The sequence below is a fragment of the Halobacillus sp. HZG1 genome (assembly GCF_035818575.1).
Classification (GTDB): domain Bacteria; phylum Bacillota; class Bacilli; order Bacillales; family Halobacillaceae; genus Halobacillus; species Halobacillus litoralis.
Genome location: NZ_JAYLVQ010000033.1, coordinates 1 through 19,398, shown reverse-complemented (window position 1 = coordinate 19,398; position 19,398 = coordinate 1). Strand labels below are relative to the sequence as shown.

Here is a 19,398-nt window from a genome sequence, read left to right as displayed (position 1 = left end):
CTATCTTAATGTGCATATAAAATCCTTTGCTTGTATGAACATACACCAGGAAGGAAATTACATGCTTTATTTCGAATAGAGCATGTGGAGGTGTAACAATGAATAAAACAACCCGAGAGAACGACATCATCATAGGATCTATGCCTGTAGGTGATCGAAATCAAATTACCGACGTACCCGGAGTGACGGTCGGCCATTATACATTAGACAAGGATGATGTACAGACAGGAGTTACTGCCATTCTTCCGCACCAGGGCAACCTTTTTCAAAATAAAACAGTAGCTTCGGCTCATGTCATCAATGGGTTTGGCAAGACGGCGGGAACCATTCAACTTGAAGAACTGGGAACATTGGAAACCCCCATCATATTGACCAACACGTTCGGTGTAGGAGCGGCGTATGATGCACTCGTTGCTTACACTCTTGAGCGAAACCAGGAGGTCGGTCGGACCACAGGGACAGTCAACCCTGTCATTGGGGAATGCAACGATATGTATATCAATGATATTAGGAAGCAAGCAGTTACGAAGGAGCATGTTTTACAAGCCGTTGAAGATGCCAAAGACCACTTCACAGAAGGGTGTGTCGGAGCAGGTCGCGGGATGCTGTGTTATTCATTGAAAGGCGGAATCGGTTCTTCTTCCCGGAAGGTGGAGCTTGCACACGGTTCTTATACAATAGGTGTTCTGACCCTTACAAACTTCGGTAAACTGAGCGATCTCAGGATTGATGGTCAACCGGTTGGGCAACAATTGAAGAACTATATTCAATCTGAAGAAGAAAAAGATCGAGGGTCGATTATGATTGTGGTCGCTACAGACCTTCCCGTGTCAGAACGGCAATTGAAAAGAATATGTAAACGAACGGTGACTGGATTATCAAAGACCGGGTCAATGGTTGGAAATGGAAGTGGTGATGTTGTTCTCGGATTCTCGACCGCTACAACCATCCCCCACGGAAAACCCGAGGGTCCGTTATCTTTTTCATCTATCCATGAAGAAGATATAGATGAAGCTTTCCGTGCTGTTGGAGAAGCCACCGAAGAATCCATTCTTGAATCTCTATTTCAAGCAACACCGGTGAGGGGGAGAAACAGTCATCAAAGACCTACATTAACGGAACTGCTTGAAAGCCACCCCATCCAATTTTAGTCTAATGAGGGGAAGTCAAATTGAAGAAGGTTCCGCCCTCCTCCTCTGAGGCGCGGAACCTTCTTTTCTAACAAAAAAAGTTAAGCTGCTTTCTTTTCACCTCCGCCATGGCGACGGTGGTAGATGACATTAATCTCCGCTCCTACCATTAAAATGATCCCTGTAAGGAAAAACCATAACATTAAAATGATAATTCCTCCCAGGCTTCCATAGGTGGCAGAATAATTGCCGAAATTACTAACATAGAAAGAGAAAGCAAGAGAAATTAACTGCCAGAGAATAGCCGTGATTACTGCACCCGGAAGGATATGTTTAAAGGGAATATTCTTATTTGGCGCGAAGTGATAAAGCGCCATGAGAACGGCACCAATAACCACGATACTCAGCGTCCAGCGCAACACTTGCAATAGTACGGCTGTTTGAGAAGGCAGGTTGATCATATCAATCAAGACCTGGCCGAATACAGGAAGAACAAGGGCGACGATAATCGCTAAGATCATCCCGATGGTCAATACAATGGAAAGTAGACGCACCTTAATGAACGACCTTGTCTCTTCCACGTTGTAAGCCATGTTCGAGGACTGGATGAACGCATTGATACCATTGGAAGCAGACCAAAGCGTTCCTAAAATACCTACAGTCAAAAGCCCACCGCTTGGCTGCTCCACTACAGCGACAATGTTCTCCCGGAACACCTGGGCTGTATCGCTGGGTATGACATTGCTCATCGCCTGAATAGCTGTTTCAGCGTCTATATTCAAATAGGGGAGAATGGATAATACCAGAATTAAAAGGGGAACGATGGCTAATAAGTAATAGTATGCCTGCGCTGCACCAAGCAGGGGGATGTTGTCTTTTTGAAATTCAGAAATCACATCTTTCACATAGGATATCAAATTTTTCACAAGGGAAGCCTCCTCATCCATCTTCTACTAGACTATCCCCCTTTTTTCAGGGAATTAACCTAGGAATGTAGAAGAATAGGAGAATCTCCTTCACGTGCCGATGCTCTTCGTTTAGAAGAGGATGGGAGATTGAGAGACTCGCGGTATTTGGCAACGGTTCGGCGCGACACTTTCACGTTATGCTTTTCCTTTAACTCTGCTGCCATCTTTTGATCAGACAAAGCCTTCAGTGGATTTTCTTTTTGAATCATCTCTCTTATTAAATCTTTAATGTGTTGAGAAGAGACTTCTTCTCCATCTGAAGATTGATAACCCGTCACAAAGAAGCTCTTTAATTGGTATAATCCTTTGGGGGTCTGCAAGACTTTGTTAGACACGGTCCGGCTGACCGTTGACTCATGGACACCCAGTTTTTTTGCCACCTTTTTTAAAGTGAGCGGCCTCAATGAACCACCATTCAAAAAAGTGCTCTGATGCTTGATAATCACTTCCGCCACTTTCAAAATCGTGTTCTGCCGCTGCTCTATGCTTTGCAGAAGCCAGCGCGCTTTTTTATAACAGCCTTCCAAATACTCATGGGCTTCTTTTCCTTCTTTGTACATACGTACCAGCTGCTCATCCCACTGGATTTGACCGCTGACAGAAAAAGGATCACGCAACACAAATCCCCCGTCTTTTTCTTCCAGTATCAAATCAGGCATCGGCGGTATATTGTTCGGTCCATAATTCGGAAGCAGCGGACGTGGTTCTAAAGATTGGATAACTTCCAAAGCTTCGACAACACACGATTCCTCTATGTCCAGTTCACAAGCTACCCTTTTAAAGTTCTGATTGGCTAGGTCTTCTAAATGATTTTCAATCAAAACAGCTAAAACGGAAGAATCGGGATGCTTCTTTTCTACTTGGAAGAGTAAAAACTCTTTAAAACCCAAACAACCGACTCCCATCGGTTCAAACTGTAATAACAGGCGTCTTGCCCGCTTAGTCGTGTTCAGTGATTGACCGGTTTGAAGTGACGCTTCTTCTTCAGATATTGTACAAAACCCGCGTTCATCTAAACTATCAATTAAAAAAAGGAGCGTCTCTTTTAATGACTGGTCCACTTTCAACCATCCAGCTTGTTCCACCAGTCCATCACGCCAGTTTTTTTCATCGGGTACGATTTGGTCGATTGGGTCATGATAGGCCTCTCGATGATGACGATGGGAAGGAATCATACTTGGGGTTTCTAACGTTAAAATGGGGTTCTCATGGATTTCCTGCTGGAGATGTTCCCACATTTCAGCAGAGGTCCATTGAAGCATCGTGATTGCTTGACGCATTTTTGTTGTCATTACCAATCCTGTCGTTTGCTTATGAGTCAATTCAAGCTTCATTTCCACACCTCGTTTTGATAACGCTTTCATTGTTGTTTAACAGTATATATCTATTACTTATGATGGGCTAATCAGACCAAAAATTCAAATATATATGGAATTTTCAGATTCCTAGTGTAATTTTATCACTATCGCTCCCTTTAGTTGAAGACTCGGTTTCGAGATGTTCGTGTAATTCTAGGGGCTCCGGGAAAAGGTTCGCTTTCCACGGGGCGGGCGGTGAGCCTCCTCAGGCTACGCCTTCCGGGGTCTCACCTGTCCCACACGTCCCATAGGAGTCTCACCGTTTCCCTCCGCCCCTTTACCTTATAAGTGTCTCAAAACCACTTATAAAAGGGTTAGTTTGAATGGTTGAGGGAAGTGGATGATTAGAACAACTGTATTCATAAGTAAAGTTCCAATTCTTCTCCCTAAGCGGGCATATAGTGTGTTGCATCAAGCATTTGCGTTTGCTAAACGTCTATGAGGTAGAGTTTATATCATTCACTTCTGAATAACTATACGAGCTGATTTTTTAAGTAGTGGTTTCGAGTGTCTTCTTTGGTTAGTGGGCGGAGGGGAATGGCGAGACTCCTAACTTAAGTGTGCAGGTGCCTCGATCAGCGGCGTATGGACTGGACTGAGCTGGCGGAGATAAAGGAAACACGGAGAACGGAGTGATTCGATGTTGACTTATCGTACAGAAGCGAGGGAAGTCTCACTAGCCGCTAGGCGCCGAAACTGGATATCTACAGAGGAAAAAAGTGCTTGGTGAGACCCCACAGGACGCAGTCCGAGGAGGCTCACCGCGCTCCCGCGGAAAGCGAGCTATTCCCCGCAGCCCACATCCACTCAACAAAAGTCTCGAAAGTGAGTCTTCAAGAAACCTGCCATATAGTTGAACAATAAGCATAAAAAATAAGCCCGGATGCTTAATTCCGGGCTTATTTTCAGAATTGTTTCACGTGAAACATTTATAATACGAAGGTAGCGAGGGTTTGCTGGACTTCTTCAATTGGGCTGTCTTTTTTGAAGAGTTTCCCAATCGGTTCACTCGTTCCAGAGAGCCAGATTTTCAATTCAGAATCGAGGTCAAAGCTGCCTGCTGTCTCAACACTGAAGTGAGTGATACTTTTATAAGGAATGGAGTGGTACTCGACCTTCTTCCCTGTCATGCCCTGCTTATCGATAAGCAGTAAGCGGCGGTCTGTAAAAATGAATGAATCTCTCAGAACTTTGTAACCGCTTTGAACGTTTTCCCCTTCAATAAGAATGCCCTCAAGCTCTCTTTCAATTTTATCGACATCCACCTGACTGGCATTACCCATCAGACCATCTAAAAAACCCATCGGTATCCCTCCTATTTCATTAAACGTAATAACATAGCTTCACATGGTTCGAGTTCTATGGTTAATACATTGTTCTTTGAACTGAAAATCCGCTTTTTGTTTTCCTGACTCTGCCACTTCCCTTTTTGTATTGGCAAATTGATCTCTATTTTCTTTCTTGTATTCCGGTTGAATATATAAAGCATTCGCTCATCACTTGTTTTTTCATTAAAATGGTCCACACCGTTTTCTGTCCAGCGTTCGAAACCGATCACATCTTTGTCCAGGGTGAAAGACTTCCAATGACCGGTCCGGAGAGCGGTATGCTCTTTCCTCCACTCTCCGATTTTTTTATACCAATCCAGCAGTTCTCCATTCTCTCGACCCCAAGGATATGGTTTGCGGTTATCAGGGTCAGCTCCGCCCGTCACTCCCGCTTCATCTCCATAGTACAAGGAAGGCACGCCCGGAAAAGCATAGAGCCATAGACTGAGAGATTTGATTTGCTTGATGATGAGTTTCTCTGCTTCCTCTTGACTAAAATCATCTGGAAGATAGTCTTCCAACATCGTTTGGATTCTCTCTACATCGTGACTGGAAAGCATATTCATGACGGCATAGAAATACTCTTTCGGATAATGTTCGCTTAACGTCATGAGTCGGCGGTGGACAGTATATGCATCCATTTCACCCTTCATGAAGTCCAGCATCAATCGGCGCATGGGGTAGTTCATCACGGAATCAAGAACGCCACCCAAGAAGTAGTCCCGTCGTTTTCCGTAAGCTGTTTTGTTAGAAGCATCCTCCCAAACTTCCCCAAGAAGGACACTCGATTCATCTTTCTTCTTCAACTGACTATAGATTTGGCTGATCAAATCATCAGTCAGTTCATCAGCTACATCCAAGCGCCAGTTTTTCATACCTGATTGCTGCCATGTCTTAATGACACTCTCTTCATCATGGATGAGGAAATCCTGATAGTCCTCATTTTCTTTATTCAATGTCGGAAGCGTTCCGACGCCCCACCAGGCATCATATTCATCCGGATAATGGTGGAAGGTGTACCAGCTGTAGTACGGGGAATTTTTAGATTGATACGCGCCGAGAGAATCATACTTACCTTCTCGGTTAAAATAAATACTGTTGCTTCCAGTATGACTGAAAACCCCGTCCAGCATGATTTCAATACCTCTATCAGCCGCTTCCTTGATCAACGTTTCCAAGTCATCTTTCGTACCAAGGAGAGGATCGACTTTGTGGTAATCGCCTGTATCATAGCGGTGGTTGCTTTCCGCTTCGAATATCGGATTCAAATAAATAACCGATACCCCTAAACCTTCAATATAATCAAGTTTTTCAGTGATTCCTTTTAAATTCCCACCGAAAAAGTCCCAACGAATGACTTCTCCCCGTTCATTTCGAATGTAGACCGGATCGTTTTCCCAATGGGCGTGGACGAGGCTCGTCTCCGGTGCTTTCTCCATTTCGAGCTCTCCTGCCGTATAAAACCGGTCTGGGAAGATTTGATACATCGTCGCGTTTTTCCACCAATCCGGGGTTTTATACGAAGGATCGTACACTGTAATCTGCCACGAAGGAGGGATATGATCGTACACCTTCCCCTCCCCGCTCTCATAACTTTTTTCCCGTCCATAATAAAGGGTCTGTTCCTCTAGGATGATTTCGAAAAAATACCAGATGAGCTGCGGCCTTTCAGGCATCCGGATGGTAGCTTCATAAGATACCTGTTGATGTTCCTGACTGCAAAGGTCCATCTCCTTCGTCTTCTCATCGTCTGTACGGTCTAAGATGTAGTGAAGGATAACGTGGGAAACCCTGTACCGGTCATTGATGTCAATTTTGAGCGTAACAGGAGAACCCTTCGGCGCTGCACCGAAAGGCTCTCGATAAGATTCTTCAAAACTATTATGATACATATCCTTTTGTCTCACACATCCGTCCCCCTAAATAGTACCTCACTTCAACGCCTTCACACGTTGAATGTCCCATATATCGCGGGCATATTCCTGAATGGTCCGGTCACTTGAGAAAACTCCGGATTGAGAGATATTGACAAGACTCTTTAAGTTCCACTGACGTTTGCGTTGGTAATCCTGACTCACCTTTTTCTGAGCTAATACGTAGCTGGCAAAATCCTTAAGCACAAAATATTCATCATTATAGGTTAATAAAGCATCATAGATCTCTTGAAAATCGGTCTCTCCTTTGGAGAACGGGCTGTAATGAATGAGTTCATCCATAATGTGGCGGACACGCTCATCATTATCATAAACAGCTCGTGAAGAATAGGATCCGTTTCGATAATAGTCCCACACTTCATCAGACGTTAAACCGAAAATGTAAATGTTATCATCTCCGACAAGATCATGAATTTCCACATTCGCCCCATCCATGGTGCCAAGGGTCAATGCTCCGTTCATCATGAACTTCATGTTACCTGTGCCTGAAGCTTCCTTTGTAGCCATTGAAATTTGTTCACTGACATTGCTCGCTGGTATAATTCTCTCTGCGATGGAAACCGAGTAGTTTGGTATGAAGACGACTTTTATATAATCCTTCACATCAGGGTCGTTATTGACCACAGATGCGATGCGGTTGATAAGTTGAATTACTTTCTTTGCAAAGTGATAGCTTGGCGCTGCTTTTGCTCCGAAGAAGAAGGTTCTCGGAACAATATCAAGCGTCGGATCTGATTTCAATTCATTATATAAATGCATAATATGAAGGGCATTGAGCAATTGACGTTTATACCCGTGCAGTCGCTTGATATGAACATCAAAGATGGAGTTTGGATCGACGGTGATCCCTTGCGTGTTTTTCACCCAGTTCGCGAAGTTGACTTTGTTCTCCTGCTTGATTTCATGGAGCTTGTCAAGAAAAGCCAGGTCATCTTTATGGTCAAGCAAGCGGCTCAGTTGCTTCGGCTCTTTCATCCACTCCTCACCAATAGCCTCCGTGATTGCAGAGCTCAACGGACCGTTTGCGTGCATCAGCCAGCGACGGTGGGTGATCCCGTTCGTTTTATTATTAAAGCGCTCAGGAAATGTGTTATAAAAGCGCTTCATTTCACGTTCCTTCAGTATATCCGTGTGGAGTTTCGCGACTCCATTGATACTGTGACTCCCGACAATGCTCAAATGGGCCATTTTCACCTGGCCATCCGCCACAATAGCTAAATCCGCGATTCGATCGAATTCACCAGGGTAGGTTTTCCATAAACCCTGACAAAACCTTTCATTGATTTCATCGATAATCATGAAAATCCGAGGCAGCAATGAACGTACAAGCCCCACCGGCCAAGATTCGAGAGCCTCGCTTAATGTTGTGTGATTCGTATAGGAAACAGACGACTGTGTAATCTCCCATGCTTTTTCCCAGCCAATCCCCTTTTCATCCATAAGGATCCTCATCAGTTCAGGAATGACGAGCGCCGGGTGTGTGTCATTGATATGAAGCGCTACCTTATCAGGGAACGAGGACCATGGAAGTCCCAGTCTTTCAAACGATCGCACAACCGATTGCACGCCTGAGGACACTAAGAAGTATTCCTGCTTTAAACGAAGACTCTTTCCTTCCTCTGTAGAGTCATCAGGGTAAAGGAAGTCCGAGATAGACTCGAGGGATCGTTTATGATCTAAAAAGTGACCAAAAACCCCTTCCTTTTCCGCTTTTGTCATCGTATCCTCCACCGTGGGTTCGGCGGACCAGAGCCTTAAGGTATTCACCGTATCGTTATGGTAACCGACAACAGGTACATCGTAAGGGACGGCCTGAATGGGTTCATAGTTTTCATATTTGAAATGGAGTTTTCCATCTTTATCTCTAGTCGATGACACATTCCCACCAAAGCGAACTTCAATCGCATCTTCAGGGCGACGGACCTCCCAGATGAATTCTTTTGAAAGCCAATAATCCGGGAACTCCACCTGTTTTCCATCAATGATATGCTGATCGAACATTCCATATCGGTACCGGAGACCATAGCCATGCCCAGCTAATTCTAAAGAAGCAAGGGAATCGAGAAAACAAGCAGCTAATCGTCCTAAGCCGCCATTACCAAGACCAGCATCACTTTCCTTTTTTTCGAGTTCCGATAAAGAGAGGCCGAGATCCGCTAATCCTTCTTCAACAAGCGAAAGTACGTCTAAATTCAATAAATTATTACCGAGCAGACGTCCCATTAGAAATTCCATGGAAAAGTAATACACCTGCTTGGTTTTATTTGTTTTGTACTCCCGGTTCGTCTTCAGCCAATCTTTATTGATCTTCTCACGGATCAAAGCCCCAAGCGCCCGGTACGTATCGAATTCGGATGCTGTGTCTATGGTCTTACCAAACTTACTCTCCAACTGGGCTTTGAACTCTGTCTTGAATTCTTCTTTGTCACTGAACATCACCATGAAGGTTCCTCCTATCACCCCTGCTAACGAAACATGGATTGATAAAGATCCATATATTGATCAGCAGAGTTTTTCCATGTGAACTTACTCTTGCAAATGTTCTTCACAAGATTCTGCCAAGCAGCAGGTTCCTGATAGAATTCCAGAGCTCTGCGAATGGTGTACAGCATGTCATGGGCGTTGTAGTTGGTAAACGTAAATCCGTTCCCTTCTCCCGTCTCTTCATTATATGGCTGAACGGTGTCCGCGAGTCCTCCCGTTTCTCTTACAATGGGGGCAGCCAAATATCGTAAAGCTATCAACTGGCCGATGCCACATGGCTCAAAACGGGACGGCATGAGAAATAGATCGCTCGCCGCATAAATCTGTCTGGAAAAAGGTTCTGAAAAACGAATATTCGTAGACATTTTTTCTGGGTGTCGGTGCTGGGCCCACTGGAGCATTTGTTCATATTGGTATTCTCCTGTACCAAGTAAGACGATCTGAACGTCATCGTCATGTAATAACTCATCGATGACCCGACCGATCAAATCGAATCCTTTTTGCTCCACCAGCCTGGAAACGATGCCAATCATTGGAACATCTTTTCTGACTGGCAAACCAAGCTCCGCCTGCAGCCACATTTTGTTTTGGGCTTTCTTGATTAAAGAACTGCGATAAGGAAACGCCAGGGCATCATCTTTCATAGGGTTATAGTTTTGATCATCGATGCCGTTGACGATCCCGATCAATTCATCAGTACGTTTTCGTAACACTCCATCTAGGTTTTCCCCATAATAAGGCGTTTGAATCTCTTTTGCGTAAGTTTCACTGACCGTTGTAATGAAGTCCGCGTAATTCAAGGCCCCTTTCATGAAATTGATGTCCCCGAAAAATTCAAACGCATCTTCTGTCATCATATTCTCATCAAAGTCCATCAAATCATGAAGCACGGATTGGGCAAATACGCCTTGATACTTCAAATTATGGATAGTAAAAACGGTTTTCATACCTTGAAGTTTTTCAACTTCCTTATAGTGGGTATGTAAGTAAACCGGAATCAACCCTGTCTGCCAGTCGTGGCAATGCAAAACATCAGGCGTCCAGTCCATCTCACAGACCCAATCCATCACGGCACGATTGAAGAATACGAATCGCTCCGCTTCATCATCATATCCGTATAGATTAGAACGCTTGAAATAATACTCGTTATCTATGAAATAGACAGGAATGCCTTCATATTTGATATATTCGATTCCAGCATATTGACTGCGCCAGCCAAGCTGTACATTCATTTCACCCAGATGTTCCAGCTGTTCTTTCCAGTGATCATCCATGTTTTCATATTTCGGCAGGACAACCCTGACATCCGCGCCCTGATTTTTTAAGGCATGAGGTAGAGAACCTAAAACATCAGCCAGACCACCTGTTTTAATAAAAGGGGTACACTCAGAACCAATCATCAAAACATTCACGTTTTACCCACTCCTTTAATTTTATACGTTCAAAAACATGTTCAAAACATCACGAATGAGCTGATTACATGAAAAGGACTGTCAGAGTGATGAAATCCGGACAGTCCCTTCATGGGGGTATTACATTGTTCTTCTTTTTGCTACGACATACGGCTTCTCTGGCGCACCGATTAATGTCTTTCCGTTTGAAATGCTGCAATCTTTATCGAGAATGACGTTTTCTAAAACGGCATTGCTATCAATTTCACAACGTTGCATAATGATTGAGTTTTTGATGACGGCTCCTTCAGCGACTTTCACACCACGGAAGAGAATGCTGTCTTCGACATGACCTTCAATGACACATCCATTTGCGACCATCGTATTGGAAACGTTGGAAGTAACGGTATAGTTGGAAGGTGCTTCATTTTTAATTTTAGTGAAGACGGGAGCATCATCTTTGAACAACTCATCATGTTCTTCCGGATTCAAGAGCTTCGCACTATTGCGGTAGTAGCTTTCAACAGAGTTCACCAGGGCATGACCACCATGGTATTCATACGCATGGATATTAATCTCAGGCAGTTTCGCTTTAATCCCGTCTAAGAAAAAGTGGGAGCAGCCATGAGCAATGCACTTCTCGATCAAATTGTATAGGAGATCTTTCTCAATGATGTACATATCCATGTACACATTCTTATTGCTATGATCATTGTGGATCGCTGTCACCCGGTTGTCTTCATCAACGTCAAGCTTGTGAGCTCGTTGGTGCTCTGGATAAAGTTCATCCACTTTTTTGTAGATAACCGTAACATCTGCACCAGAACTTTTATGTTCTTGCAGCACATCCTGATAATTGATGTTGCAGATATGCTGTGAACCTGAAACAACAATATAGTTGGCTAACGTTCGATTGATGAAATCGATATTGTTGTGGAAATGCTGCAAATCGCCACGTGAAATGTCTGTTGGATCATTCCAGTCTGGAGGAAGGATGAACAGCCCGCCACGCTTGCGATCCAAGTCCCACGCTTTCCCTTGCTCCAAATGATCCATGAGGGAGCGGTATTTTCTGCGCGCGAATACGGCTACGGATTCAATTCGGGAATTTGTCATATTTGAAATGGCAAAGTCGATCATCCGGTAACGTCCCGCAAATGGTACGGCGGCGCCACAACGGAAATAGGTCAACTCATCCAACATGTCTTGTTCGTGATCTAAGTTTATGATTCCTGCTATACGATCCATAAAATCCTCCCTTTAACTATTGGTAGCATAACTTGTGGCAAGGACACTGCCTTCATCTGCCACGAGTGTAATTTCACTTTCTGGTGACGGGTCGCCGATGACTGCCCCATCCTCAATGACGCTTCCTTTTGAAATGATGGCCCTGTGAATCTTCACATTTTTACCGATTTTCACATCAGGCATGATGACACTGTCTTTGACGACCGAAGATTCATCCACGTGAACACCATAGAAAATGATGGATGTATCTACAGATCCCTTAATGCGGCAGCCCTCATTGATCAATGCATTTCTCACATGAGCCGTCGGCGCGATATATTGGGGCGGCTGATTCGGGTTCTTCGAGTAAATGCGCCACTTTGAATCGTTCAAATCCAGTTCAGGCTCCCTCTTCAGAAGATCCATGTTCGCTTCCCAAAGGCTGTCGATCGTACCGACATCCTTCCAGTAACCTTCGAATGTGTAAGCCATTAACTTTTTATAATCGTAAAGAAGAGCGGGAATGATGTCTTTCCCAAAGTCATGGGAGGAATTTTCTTTTTCTGCATCTTCAATCAGGTACTGTTTCAACACATCCCAACGGAAAATGTAGACACCCATAGACGCCAGATTACTCTTCGGATTCGCAGGTTTTTCATCAAACTCAGTAATTCTTCCATCTCCATCCGTGTTCATAATGCCAAAACGGTTCGCATCTTCCCACGGTACTTCGATAACTGAAATGGTTGCATCAGCGCCGGACCCTTTATGATAATCAAGCATTGCGCCGTAATCCATCTTATAAATGTGGTCTCCAGACAGCACAAGAACGTGTTCTGGTTCATATTGATTCAAAAACTTCAAGTTACGGTAAATAGCGTTGGCTGTACCTGTGTACCAGCCGCCTCCTTCTGCCTGCATGAATGGGGGCAGAACGGAAACACCACCGTATTTTCGGTCAAGATCCCAGGTGTCCCCAATGCCAATATAGTCATTCAAAATTAAGGGCTCATACTGGGTAAGGACACCGACTGTGTCGATTCCTGAATTGGTACAATTGCTTAATGGAAAGTCGATGATTCTATATTTTCCGCCAAAGTAAACAGCAGGTTTTGCAATTTGTTTGGTTAATGACTTCAGTCTGGTTCCTTGGCCGCCAGCCAGAAGCATTGCTACACACTCTTTATTTTTCATGATTTTCCTCCTTGGATACTGAAGTTCTTTTCAAGAAGCTCACACCGAGCGGGGGAATCGTCATGGTAATATGCTGATCCTGTCCTTGCCATGGGGAAGGTACGCTGTCTAAAGGCAGGCCGTTCGTCTGCCCAGAACCTCCGAAATGTTCCGCATCGCTCGAGAAGATCTCTTTGTATGAGCCGTGTTTCGGTACTCCTACTCTATAATCATGATAGACTTCTGGAGTAAAGTTGCAGACGACCACTAGTTGGTCATTCGATGTACGGCTGTTGCGGACAAATGAGATGATGCTCTGCTCATAGTTGTTGGCATCGATCCACATGAAGCCCTCTTCCTTATGGTCGAGTTCCCATAAGGCTGGCATATCCTGATACAATTGGTGCAACTGTTTCGTATAATCCAAAATGGAGGCGTGGGAATCATAATCCAACAGTTCCCAATCCAAATCCTCTAAATCTTTCCACTCATCGAACTGTCCGAATTCACCTCCCATGAACATGAGTTTCTTCCCTGGGTGGGCATACATGTAGGCGAGAAAGGCCCGCAGGTTCGCAAATTTCTGCCAGTAATCACCCGGCATTTTATTTAACAACGATTTCTTACCATGAACGACTTCATCATGAGAAATCGGTAATACAAAATTCTCGGAAAAAGCATAGAACAAAGAGAAAGTAATCAAGTTATGGTGGTATTTCCTATGAATAGGATCCATTTCCATATACTTGAGCATGTCATTCATCCAACCCATGTTCCATTTATAATTGAAGCCAAGCCCCCCGATATAGGTGGGTGCACTAACGAGTGGCCATGATGTGGACTCTTCGGCCATCATCAATACATCTGGAGTTTCCTCAAAAATGGCTTCGTTCATTTTTTTAATAAACGATACGGCTTCCAAGTTTTCACGGCCGCCGTACTCATTCAGTTCCCATTCGCCATCTTCCTTGCCGAAGTCTAAGTAAAGCATGCTAGCCACGGCATCGACCCGCAGGCCATCTAGATGGTATTCTTTCAGCCAGTAGATCGCGTTCGAAATCAGGAAGCTCTGAACTTCGTTTCTAGCAAAATCGAACGTAAGCGTACCCCACTGCGTTTTCTCCGCTTTACTAGGGTTTGCATATTCATAGAGAGCTTCTCCATCAAAACGGCGTAACCCGTGGGCGTCCTTACAAAAATGACCAGGCACCCAATCCAATATGACACCGATCCCATATTTATGACACTGGTCGACAAAATATTTAAAGTCATCCGGGGTTCCATAGCGGGAGGTGACAGAAAAGTACCCGGTCGCCTGATAGCCCCATGAACGATCAAAGGGATGCTCCGTTAGTGGAAGGAGTTCAATATGGGTGTATCCTAAATCTTTGACGTAGGGAATCACCATCTCAGCGTAATCCCTGTAATTGTAGAAGACCTCAGGTTCGATGTTTTTCCATGAACCTAGATGAAGCTCGTAGATGGACATCGGAGATTCATAGGGGTTCTTCGCTTTTCTCTGTTTCATCCATTCGCCATCGCTCCAGGAGTAATTATCCAAGGGGTAGACGACAGATGCCGTATCAGGTCGAAGTTCACTGGAGATTGCATATGGATCCGCTTTCAGCTGAAGATGCCCGTGAGCCGTTAATATTTCATACTTATATATCGTGCCTTTTTCAAGACCCGGAATGAAGGCGATCCAAATTCCGTTATCATTGATTTTTTCCATCGGATTCTTCCGGCCGTCCCAATCGTTGAACATCCCGACGACACTCATCTGAACCGCATGGGGAGCCCAGACGGTGAAACGAATGCCTTTCTCTCCGTTTCTCGTATCCGGATGCGCACCGAGCAGCCTGTGACTGTAACGGAGGTTTCCTTCATGGAATAAATAGATATCATGCTCTAGAGTTGTATCTTGGACCACACCATCACTCCTCTTTAAATTAGTAGATTTTTAGTTTCTGTTGATGAACAATGCAAAAAATTTACGTGTTTTGTTTTTGCCTATATTCATCATAAAATCAGGAAACCTCTTTTACAATTGCTATTAATAAAAATTTTCTGAAAAGTTTTGTCGAATCGTGACGAATTTTTATACATCTTCATTATTTCCGCTTACTTTTATAACAACGTTTATAAGTAAGCGCTTGCATAAATATGTACTTCCCTCTTCCTTTTATGGAAAAACCTTACTAAGAAAAAAGATTCCAAATATAGGACTTTTATAGTGATCATTCATTTTGTATTGTCGTTTAGAGGCATGGCCTCTGTTTGTTCCTCTTCCTACATAGTAAAAGCGTTTTTCGCCTCTAAAGATGAAAAGTACACTCCGTACCTGGTGTAGATTCATTTTAATCAACGGGCGTGGGATGAAAAGGAAAGAATCAAGCAGTCACGGCGTAACGGATCAATTCTATCTATGTTTTTTCTACTTTCCCCATACAGAAAGAATACGCCCTTCCTTCCCTTTTAAGGAAAAGGAACGATCTTTTGAATTTACATAAACTTCTAAAGTGTATAGTGTTTCATTGAAATAGATTAGTGGTATAGCTTTAAAAGAATTAAAGGGTCAGCTGGAGGTAGAAACTCCATTGGCTTTTTCTCTATTGGCAAAAAGCAGGTAGAGAAATCCTTAAAACATAAAAGAGGTGAAGAGTCATGTCATTAGCGGGAATCAGTTTACTCATCATCGCGATCGCCTTTGCATTCATAGCCATTTTCGTTGTGAAAACACTGAAAGCTGCATCGAGTACGATGACGAGCGTTTCACAGACGTTAGAAAAAGTCGAAGGGCAAATGCAGGGCATCACTACAGAATCGGAAAGTTTACTTAAGAAAACGAATCACATCGCTTCAGATATTGAAACGAAAACGAAGACGCTTGATGGTCTGATGGATGCCCTCGGCAATGTCGGTACAACGGTGGGTCATGTGAACCAATCCATCCAGGGCGTTTCTGAGAGTGTGGCGCACGCTTCTCATGAAAGAGACGAAAAAGTAACAAAAGCACTCCGTTGGGGGGATGCAGCGATTGAACTGTATCTGAAATGGAAAAGAAAAAAAGTACAATAAAGAAGAGAGGTTTTTCAGATGGACTTTCTAGGAATCGGTGTTCTCATTATCGGAATCGCCTTTGCGATTGTTTCCATTTTCCTTATTAAAGCATTGAACAACTTGGCAGGGGTCCTTGGCGGCGTTAAAAAAACTGTCGATCAACTGCCGGAGCAACTGGATTCTGTCATGAAAGAGACGACAGGTGTCCTGCACCAAAGTAACGATACATTAGCAGACGTCAATGAAAAGATCCGGGCGCTCAGTCCTCTTTTCTATATCGTAGGGGATATCGGTGAGTCTTCCAGGAAGCTTACGTCCTCTCTTGTTGACATGACATACTCACTGAAGCAGACGACACATGAAGGTGAACAAAAGATTAACGAAGAAGGTTGGCGCGGCGTTTACGGAGCTCTTGCTTTGACCTATTACTTTTCACAGAAACGGAAGGCACTCAAGACCGCTCAAGTGGAGACGACCTCCTCATGAAGGCACTCGAATGGATGATCGGCATCGTCGCCGGGTTCGTCGGTGGAATAGCATTGAGAATATGGAGGAAGGAACCATCCATTTCAAAGATGAAGTATGACCGCAAAAAAGAGGAGTTTTATAATACAGGTAGAAATCAATATGAAGACATTCAATCGACGAAAGAAAAACTACGCATGGAAGCTCAAAAAAATTTAAAAACCGAAAGGGGAATTTCCTAATGGAAAACCAAAATGTAAACCAGCAGCCACAAACACAAACAACTAAAAAAAGAGGCAATAAAAAACTGCCTGTTGCGATCTTAACAGGAGCATTAATTGGCGGGGCTTTTATTCTTATTAAAGACCCTAAAGAAAGAAAACGTCTGAAAGAGGGTACACGTTCAACAAAAGACGCGGTTTCTGATTATGCTTCGGAAGTGAAAGAAGATCCATCTGCGAAAAAAGATGACCTGGTCACACGCGTCCGCAATGTGGTGAACATTGTAAGTGAGGCAGCTGCAACTGTTCAAGATGTATTTAACAACCAAGGAAAAGAAATTGCTGATAAAGCGAAAGATATTAAAGAAGAGTCTGAAGAGATCATAAACACAGCCAAAGATGCAGGAGAAGATCTGCAGGAAGTTGGCGATAAAGCCAGAGAAGCGAAGGACGAGCTTAGAGAAGATTCCCAAGAGGAAAATGCAACGGTACCTCAAGAAAAAGTCGTAGAGGTCAATCCTCAACGCTAGTTCTATATTACATGAATGAAGCCCTGCGCAATGGCGCAGGGCTTCTCTTTTTTCGCGACAAAGAAGGAGGAAGCACTGGTTCGCTTCTTCCGTTCTAATCTGTAAGTTCCGTCAACTGTTGAGAAGAGGCTGCCACTTTATAAACCGCGTCATTGATTTCCTCAATCACCTGAGCGAATTGTTCCAGCTCTGCTTCAATCCCTGCATTATACATCTTGTTTTGACCCATCGCAGATACGATTTCTGTGAAAAACTGATTGATTTGACCCATGCTGTCTGCACCTTCAGAAATCATGGTGTTGATGTTTCCAACATTACTTGAAACGTTATGAATCTGCCCACTGGTAGTGGAAATCAAATCTGAAACTTCTGCAACTGAGTTCTGCGTCTGCTCAGACAACTTCCGTACCTCATTCGCGACCACAGTAAATCCTGCACCATGCTCACCAGCTCGTGCAGCTTCAATCGAAGCATTCAATGAGAGTAAATTCGTCTGCTCTGCAATGGAAGAGACAATGGTTACGATCTTACTGATTTCTTCAGCGACGTGCTTTAATTTTTCCATGTCACCAGAAATTTCATTGATGTTTTCCTGAATCTGGTTCATTTGTTTTTGTTGAATTTCCAGGCGCTGTTTCCCATCCATCGACTGCTGTTCCACTTGTTGAGCGACTTGAGAACCTTTCTTCGAATCCCCCACAATTTTATCTGTCTGTTCCGTCAACTGTTCTGTTGAAGCACTCGCCTGCTGAGAGACAGCTGCCACCTCTTCAGACAATTGATCTACTCGACGGTACGCCTCTTCTCTTCTCTCCACTTCAATCTGCCGAAGTTCCTTAGCTTCTTCCTGGTACATTTCAAGTACGAGCTGCTGCTCAATATTTAAAATTTTGGTCGTTGCACGAGTGGCCTCCCCAAAATGCTCACGTGGAAGATCTTGTTCATAAATATCCATGAAAGATAATAAAAGGTCCTGAAAAGCAGACATGTACCATTTCGGTTCCAGCCCAATTTTCAAATGGACAGCTGCAATCCTTTTCCTTTTTTCAATAAAGGTGGTATCAATCGTACCGTTGAACATTTCCTTAATATGAACTTTCAGTGTTTGTTTTAAACGATCGACAGAACTGTGGTCATTGATAATCCGTTCTAACGATGGTTCATGTTCCAAGTTTTTATAAAATTGGGGTACGATTTGATCAATATGATTGCTGATTATTGGCTTTAGTGATTGCAGGATCGCTAAATCCTGTTCTTTAAGATGAACCATTTCGAATTGTGTATGTAGATCAGAGTCTTCTGGTATGTTAATGACTCCTGTATATCCTTCACCGAGCGGTCTAACTACCTCTTTTTTCTTTGTCATGAATAAACCCATGTGCATCCCCCTTAAGTTGACTCTCTCTTCTAGTAATATCGACTTAAACGACCGAACAGTTTAGCAAGATTCTATTTCTTCCACAAACGCTCCCTTTAGTTGAAGACTCAGTTTCGAGACTTTTGTTGAGTGACGGGGGCTGCGGGGAATAGCTCGCTTTCCGCGGGAGCGCGGCGAGCCTCCTCGGACTGCGTCCTGTGGGGTCTCACCAAGCACTTTTTCCCTCCTAGATATCCGGTTCCGGCGCCTAGCGGCTAGTGAGACTTCCCTCGCTTCTGTACGATAAGTCAACATCGAATCACTTCGTTCTTCGTGTTTCCTTTATCTCCGCCAGCTCAGTCCAGTCCATACGCCGCTGACCAAGGCGCCTGCACACTTAAGATAGGAGTCTCGCCATTCCCCTCCGCCCCTTTGACATAGAAGTATCTCGAAACCACTTCCCGAATCATCAGCTATTCAGTTTGATGGAGTATCATTATAAACTCCCATCCAGAGACACTTGAACCCTGAAAGCTTGATACAGAGCGTTTTATGGTTACAACAATCGAGGTAGCGGGATGCCATCCTACTTGGTAAAGGGGTTCGTTACACTCATACATCGAAAGGGGTGGTTGGGAAGCTGCGAGACTCCCGTGGGAGAAAGGAGATCGGCGAGATCCCGCAGGGCGTAGCCCGAGGAAGCTCGCCACTCCCCCACAGGAAAGCGAGTAGCTTCCCAGCCATCCCCGACGCCCAATAAGGTAACGAAACC

Annotated in this window: 15 protein-coding genes; 5 read left to right on the top strand and 10 right to left on the bottom strand. The window is 44.0% G+C overall.

Annotated elements, in window-relative coordinates:
• Positions 1 to 98 precede the first annotated feature (98 nt).
• A complete protein-coding gene (locus VKA52_RS04605) occupies positions 99 to 1,151 on the top strand; it encodes a DmpA family aminopeptidase (protein WP_326314350.1) in 1,053 nt (350 codons plus the stop codon).
• 80 nt (positions 1,152 to 1,231) lie between these two features.
• Here VKA52_RS04605 and VKA52_RS04600 read toward each other — a convergent pair whose 3' ends face one another.
• From VKA52_RS04600 to glgB, 9 genes are all read right to left on the bottom strand, one after another.
• Positions 1,232 to 2,056, bottom strand: a complete 825-nt coding sequence (locus tag VKA52_RS04600) for a YihY/virulence factor BrkB family protein (RefSeq protein ID WP_160910611.1) — start codon at positions 2,054 to 2,056, stop codon at positions 1,232 to 1,234.
• Positions 2,057 to 2,115: 59 nt separating this feature from the next.
• Positions 2,116 to 3,462, bottom strand: coding sequence for an RNA polymerase factor sigma-54 (rpoN, locus tag VKA52_RS04595; protein ID WP_326314349.1), 1,347 nt, complete (start codon positions 3,460 to 3,462; stop codon positions 2,116 to 2,118).
• A 923-nt stretch (positions 3,463 to 4,385) separates the two neighbouring features.
• Entirely contained in the window at positions 4,386 to 4,760 is a 375-nt protein-coding gene (locus VKA52_RS04590; RefSeq protein ID WP_160910609.1) for a PH domain-containing protein, read from the bottom strand.
• Between the two features lie 11 nt (positions 4,761 to 4,771).
• A complete protein-coding gene (locus tag VKA52_RS04585) occupies positions 4,772 to 6,691 on the bottom strand; it encodes a glycoside hydrolase family 13 protein (RefSeq protein ID WP_326314348.1) in 1,920 nt (639 codons plus the stop codon).
• A gap of 24 nt (positions 6,692 to 6,715) precedes the next feature.
• The gene (locus VKA52_RS04580; RefSeq protein ID WP_326314354.1) at positions 6,716 to 9,154 is read right to left on the bottom strand and encodes a glycogen/starch/alpha-glucan phosphorylase; all 2,439 of its coding nucleotides are present in this window, start codon (positions 9,152 to 9,154) and stop codon (positions 6,716 to 6,718) included.
• 29 nt (positions 9,155 to 9,183) lie between these two features.
• Positions 9,184 to 10,614: a glycogen synthase GlgA gene (gene glgA, locus VKA52_RS04575; protein ID WP_160910607.1), complete on the bottom strand. Its 1,431-nt coding sequence runs from the start codon at positions 10,612 to 10,614 to the stop codon at positions 9,184 to 9,186.
• 120 nt (positions 10,615 to 10,734) lie between these two features.
• Positions 10,735 to 11,841: a glucose-1-phosphate adenylyltransferase subunit GlgD gene (gene glgD, locus VKA52_RS04570; protein WP_326314347.1), complete on the bottom strand. Its 1,107-nt coding sequence runs from the start codon at positions 11,839 to 11,841 to the stop codon at positions 10,735 to 10,737.
• 12 nt (positions 11,842 to 11,853) lie between these two features.
• Positions 11,854 to 13,014, bottom strand: coding sequence for a glucose-1-phosphate adenylyltransferase (locus VKA52_RS04565; protein WP_160910605.1), 1,161 nt, complete (start codon positions 13,012 to 13,014; stop codon positions 11,854 to 11,856).
• Positions 13,004 to 14,923, bottom strand: coding sequence for a 1,4-alpha-glucan branching protein GlgB (gene glgB, locus VKA52_RS04560; RefSeq protein ID WP_160910604.1), 1,920 nt, complete (start codon positions 14,921 to 14,923; stop codon positions 13,004 to 13,006). Before glgB ends, VKA52_RS04565 begins: the two co-directional genes overlap by 11 nt.
• Before the next feature lie 734 nt (positions 14,924 to 15,657).
• Here glgB and VKA52_RS04555 point away from each other — a divergent pair.
• The 4 genes from VKA52_RS04555 to VKA52_RS04540 are packed head-to-tail and all read left to right on the top strand — an operon-like array spanning position 15,658 to position 17,269.
• Positions 15,658 to 16,071: a DUF948 domain-containing protein gene (locus tag VKA52_RS04555; protein ID WP_160910603.1), complete on the top strand. Its 414-nt coding sequence runs from the start codon at positions 15,658 to 15,660 to the stop codon at positions 16,069 to 16,071.
• Positions 16,072 to 16,089: 18 nt separating this feature from the next.
• Positions 16,090 to 16,539, top strand: coding sequence for a DUF948 domain-containing protein (locus VKA52_RS04550; RefSeq protein ID WP_160910602.1), 450 nt, complete (start codon positions 16,090 to 16,092; stop codon positions 16,537 to 16,539).
• Positions 16,536 to 16,760: a hypothetical protein gene (locus VKA52_RS04545; protein ID WP_237417389.1), complete on the top strand. Its 225-nt coding sequence runs from the start codon at positions 16,536 to 16,538 to the stop codon at positions 16,758 to 16,760. The genes VKA52_RS04550 and VKA52_RS04545 overlap by 4 nt, the downstream gene beginning before the upstream one ends.
• Positions 16,760 to 17,269, top strand: coding sequence for a hypothetical protein (locus VKA52_RS04540; RefSeq protein WP_237417388.1), 510 nt, complete (start codon positions 16,760 to 16,762; stop codon positions 17,267 to 17,269). The genes VKA52_RS04545 and VKA52_RS04540 overlap by 1 nt, the downstream gene beginning before the upstream one ends.
• 94 nt (positions 17,270 to 17,363) lie before the next feature.
• On the opposite strand, the gene VKA52_RS04535 is transcribed toward VKA52_RS04540, so the two are convergent.
• Entirely contained in the window at positions 17,364 to 18,647 is a 1,284-nt protein-coding gene (locus VKA52_RS04535; protein WP_160910601.1) for a globin-coupled sensor protein, read from the bottom strand.
• Between the last annotated feature and the right edge of the window lie 751 nt (positions 18,648 to 19,398).

Coding starts and splice junctions, on each gene's coding strand:
- VKA52_RS04605 (WP_326314350.1), top strand. CDS start 99: ATGAATAAAACAACCCGAGAGAACGACATCATCATAGGATCTATGCCT.
- rpoN (WP_326314349.1), bottom strand. CDS start 3,462: ATGAAAGCGTTATCAAAACGAGGTGTGGAAATGAAGCTTGAATTGACT.
- VKA52_RS04590 (WP_160910609.1), bottom strand. CDS start 4,760: ATGGGTTTTTTAGATGGTCTGATGGGTAATGCCAGTCAGGTGGATGTC.
- VKA52_RS04580 (WP_326314354.1), bottom strand. CDS start 9,154: ATGTTCAGTGACAAAGAAGAATTCAAGACAGAGTTCAAAGCCCAGTTG.
- glgD (WP_326314347.1), bottom strand. CDS start 11,841: ATGGATCGTATAGCAGGAATCATAAACTTAGATCACGAACAAGACATG.
- VKA52_RS04565 (WP_160910605.1), bottom strand. CDS start 13,014: ATGAAAAATAAAGAGTGTGTAGCAATGCTTCTGGCTGGCGGCCAAGGA.
- VKA52_RS04555 (WP_160910603.1), top strand. CDS start 15,658: ATGTCATTAGCGGGAATCAGTTTACTCATCATCGCGATCGCCTTTGCA.
- VKA52_RS04550 (WP_160910602.1), top strand. CDS start 16,090: ATGGACTTTCTAGGAATCGGTGTTCTCATTATCGGAATCGCCTTTGCG.
- VKA52_RS04545 (WP_237417389.1), top strand. CDS start 16,536: ATGAAGGCACTCGAATGGATGATCGGCATCGTCGCCGGGTTCGTCGGT.
- VKA52_RS04540 (WP_237417388.1), top strand. CDS start 16,760: ATGGAAAACCAAAATGTAAACCAGCAGCCACAAACACAAACAACTAAA.
- VKA52_RS04535 (WP_160910601.1), bottom strand. CDS start 18,647: ATGGGTTTATTCATGACAAAGAAAAAAGAGGTAGTTAGACCGCTCGGT.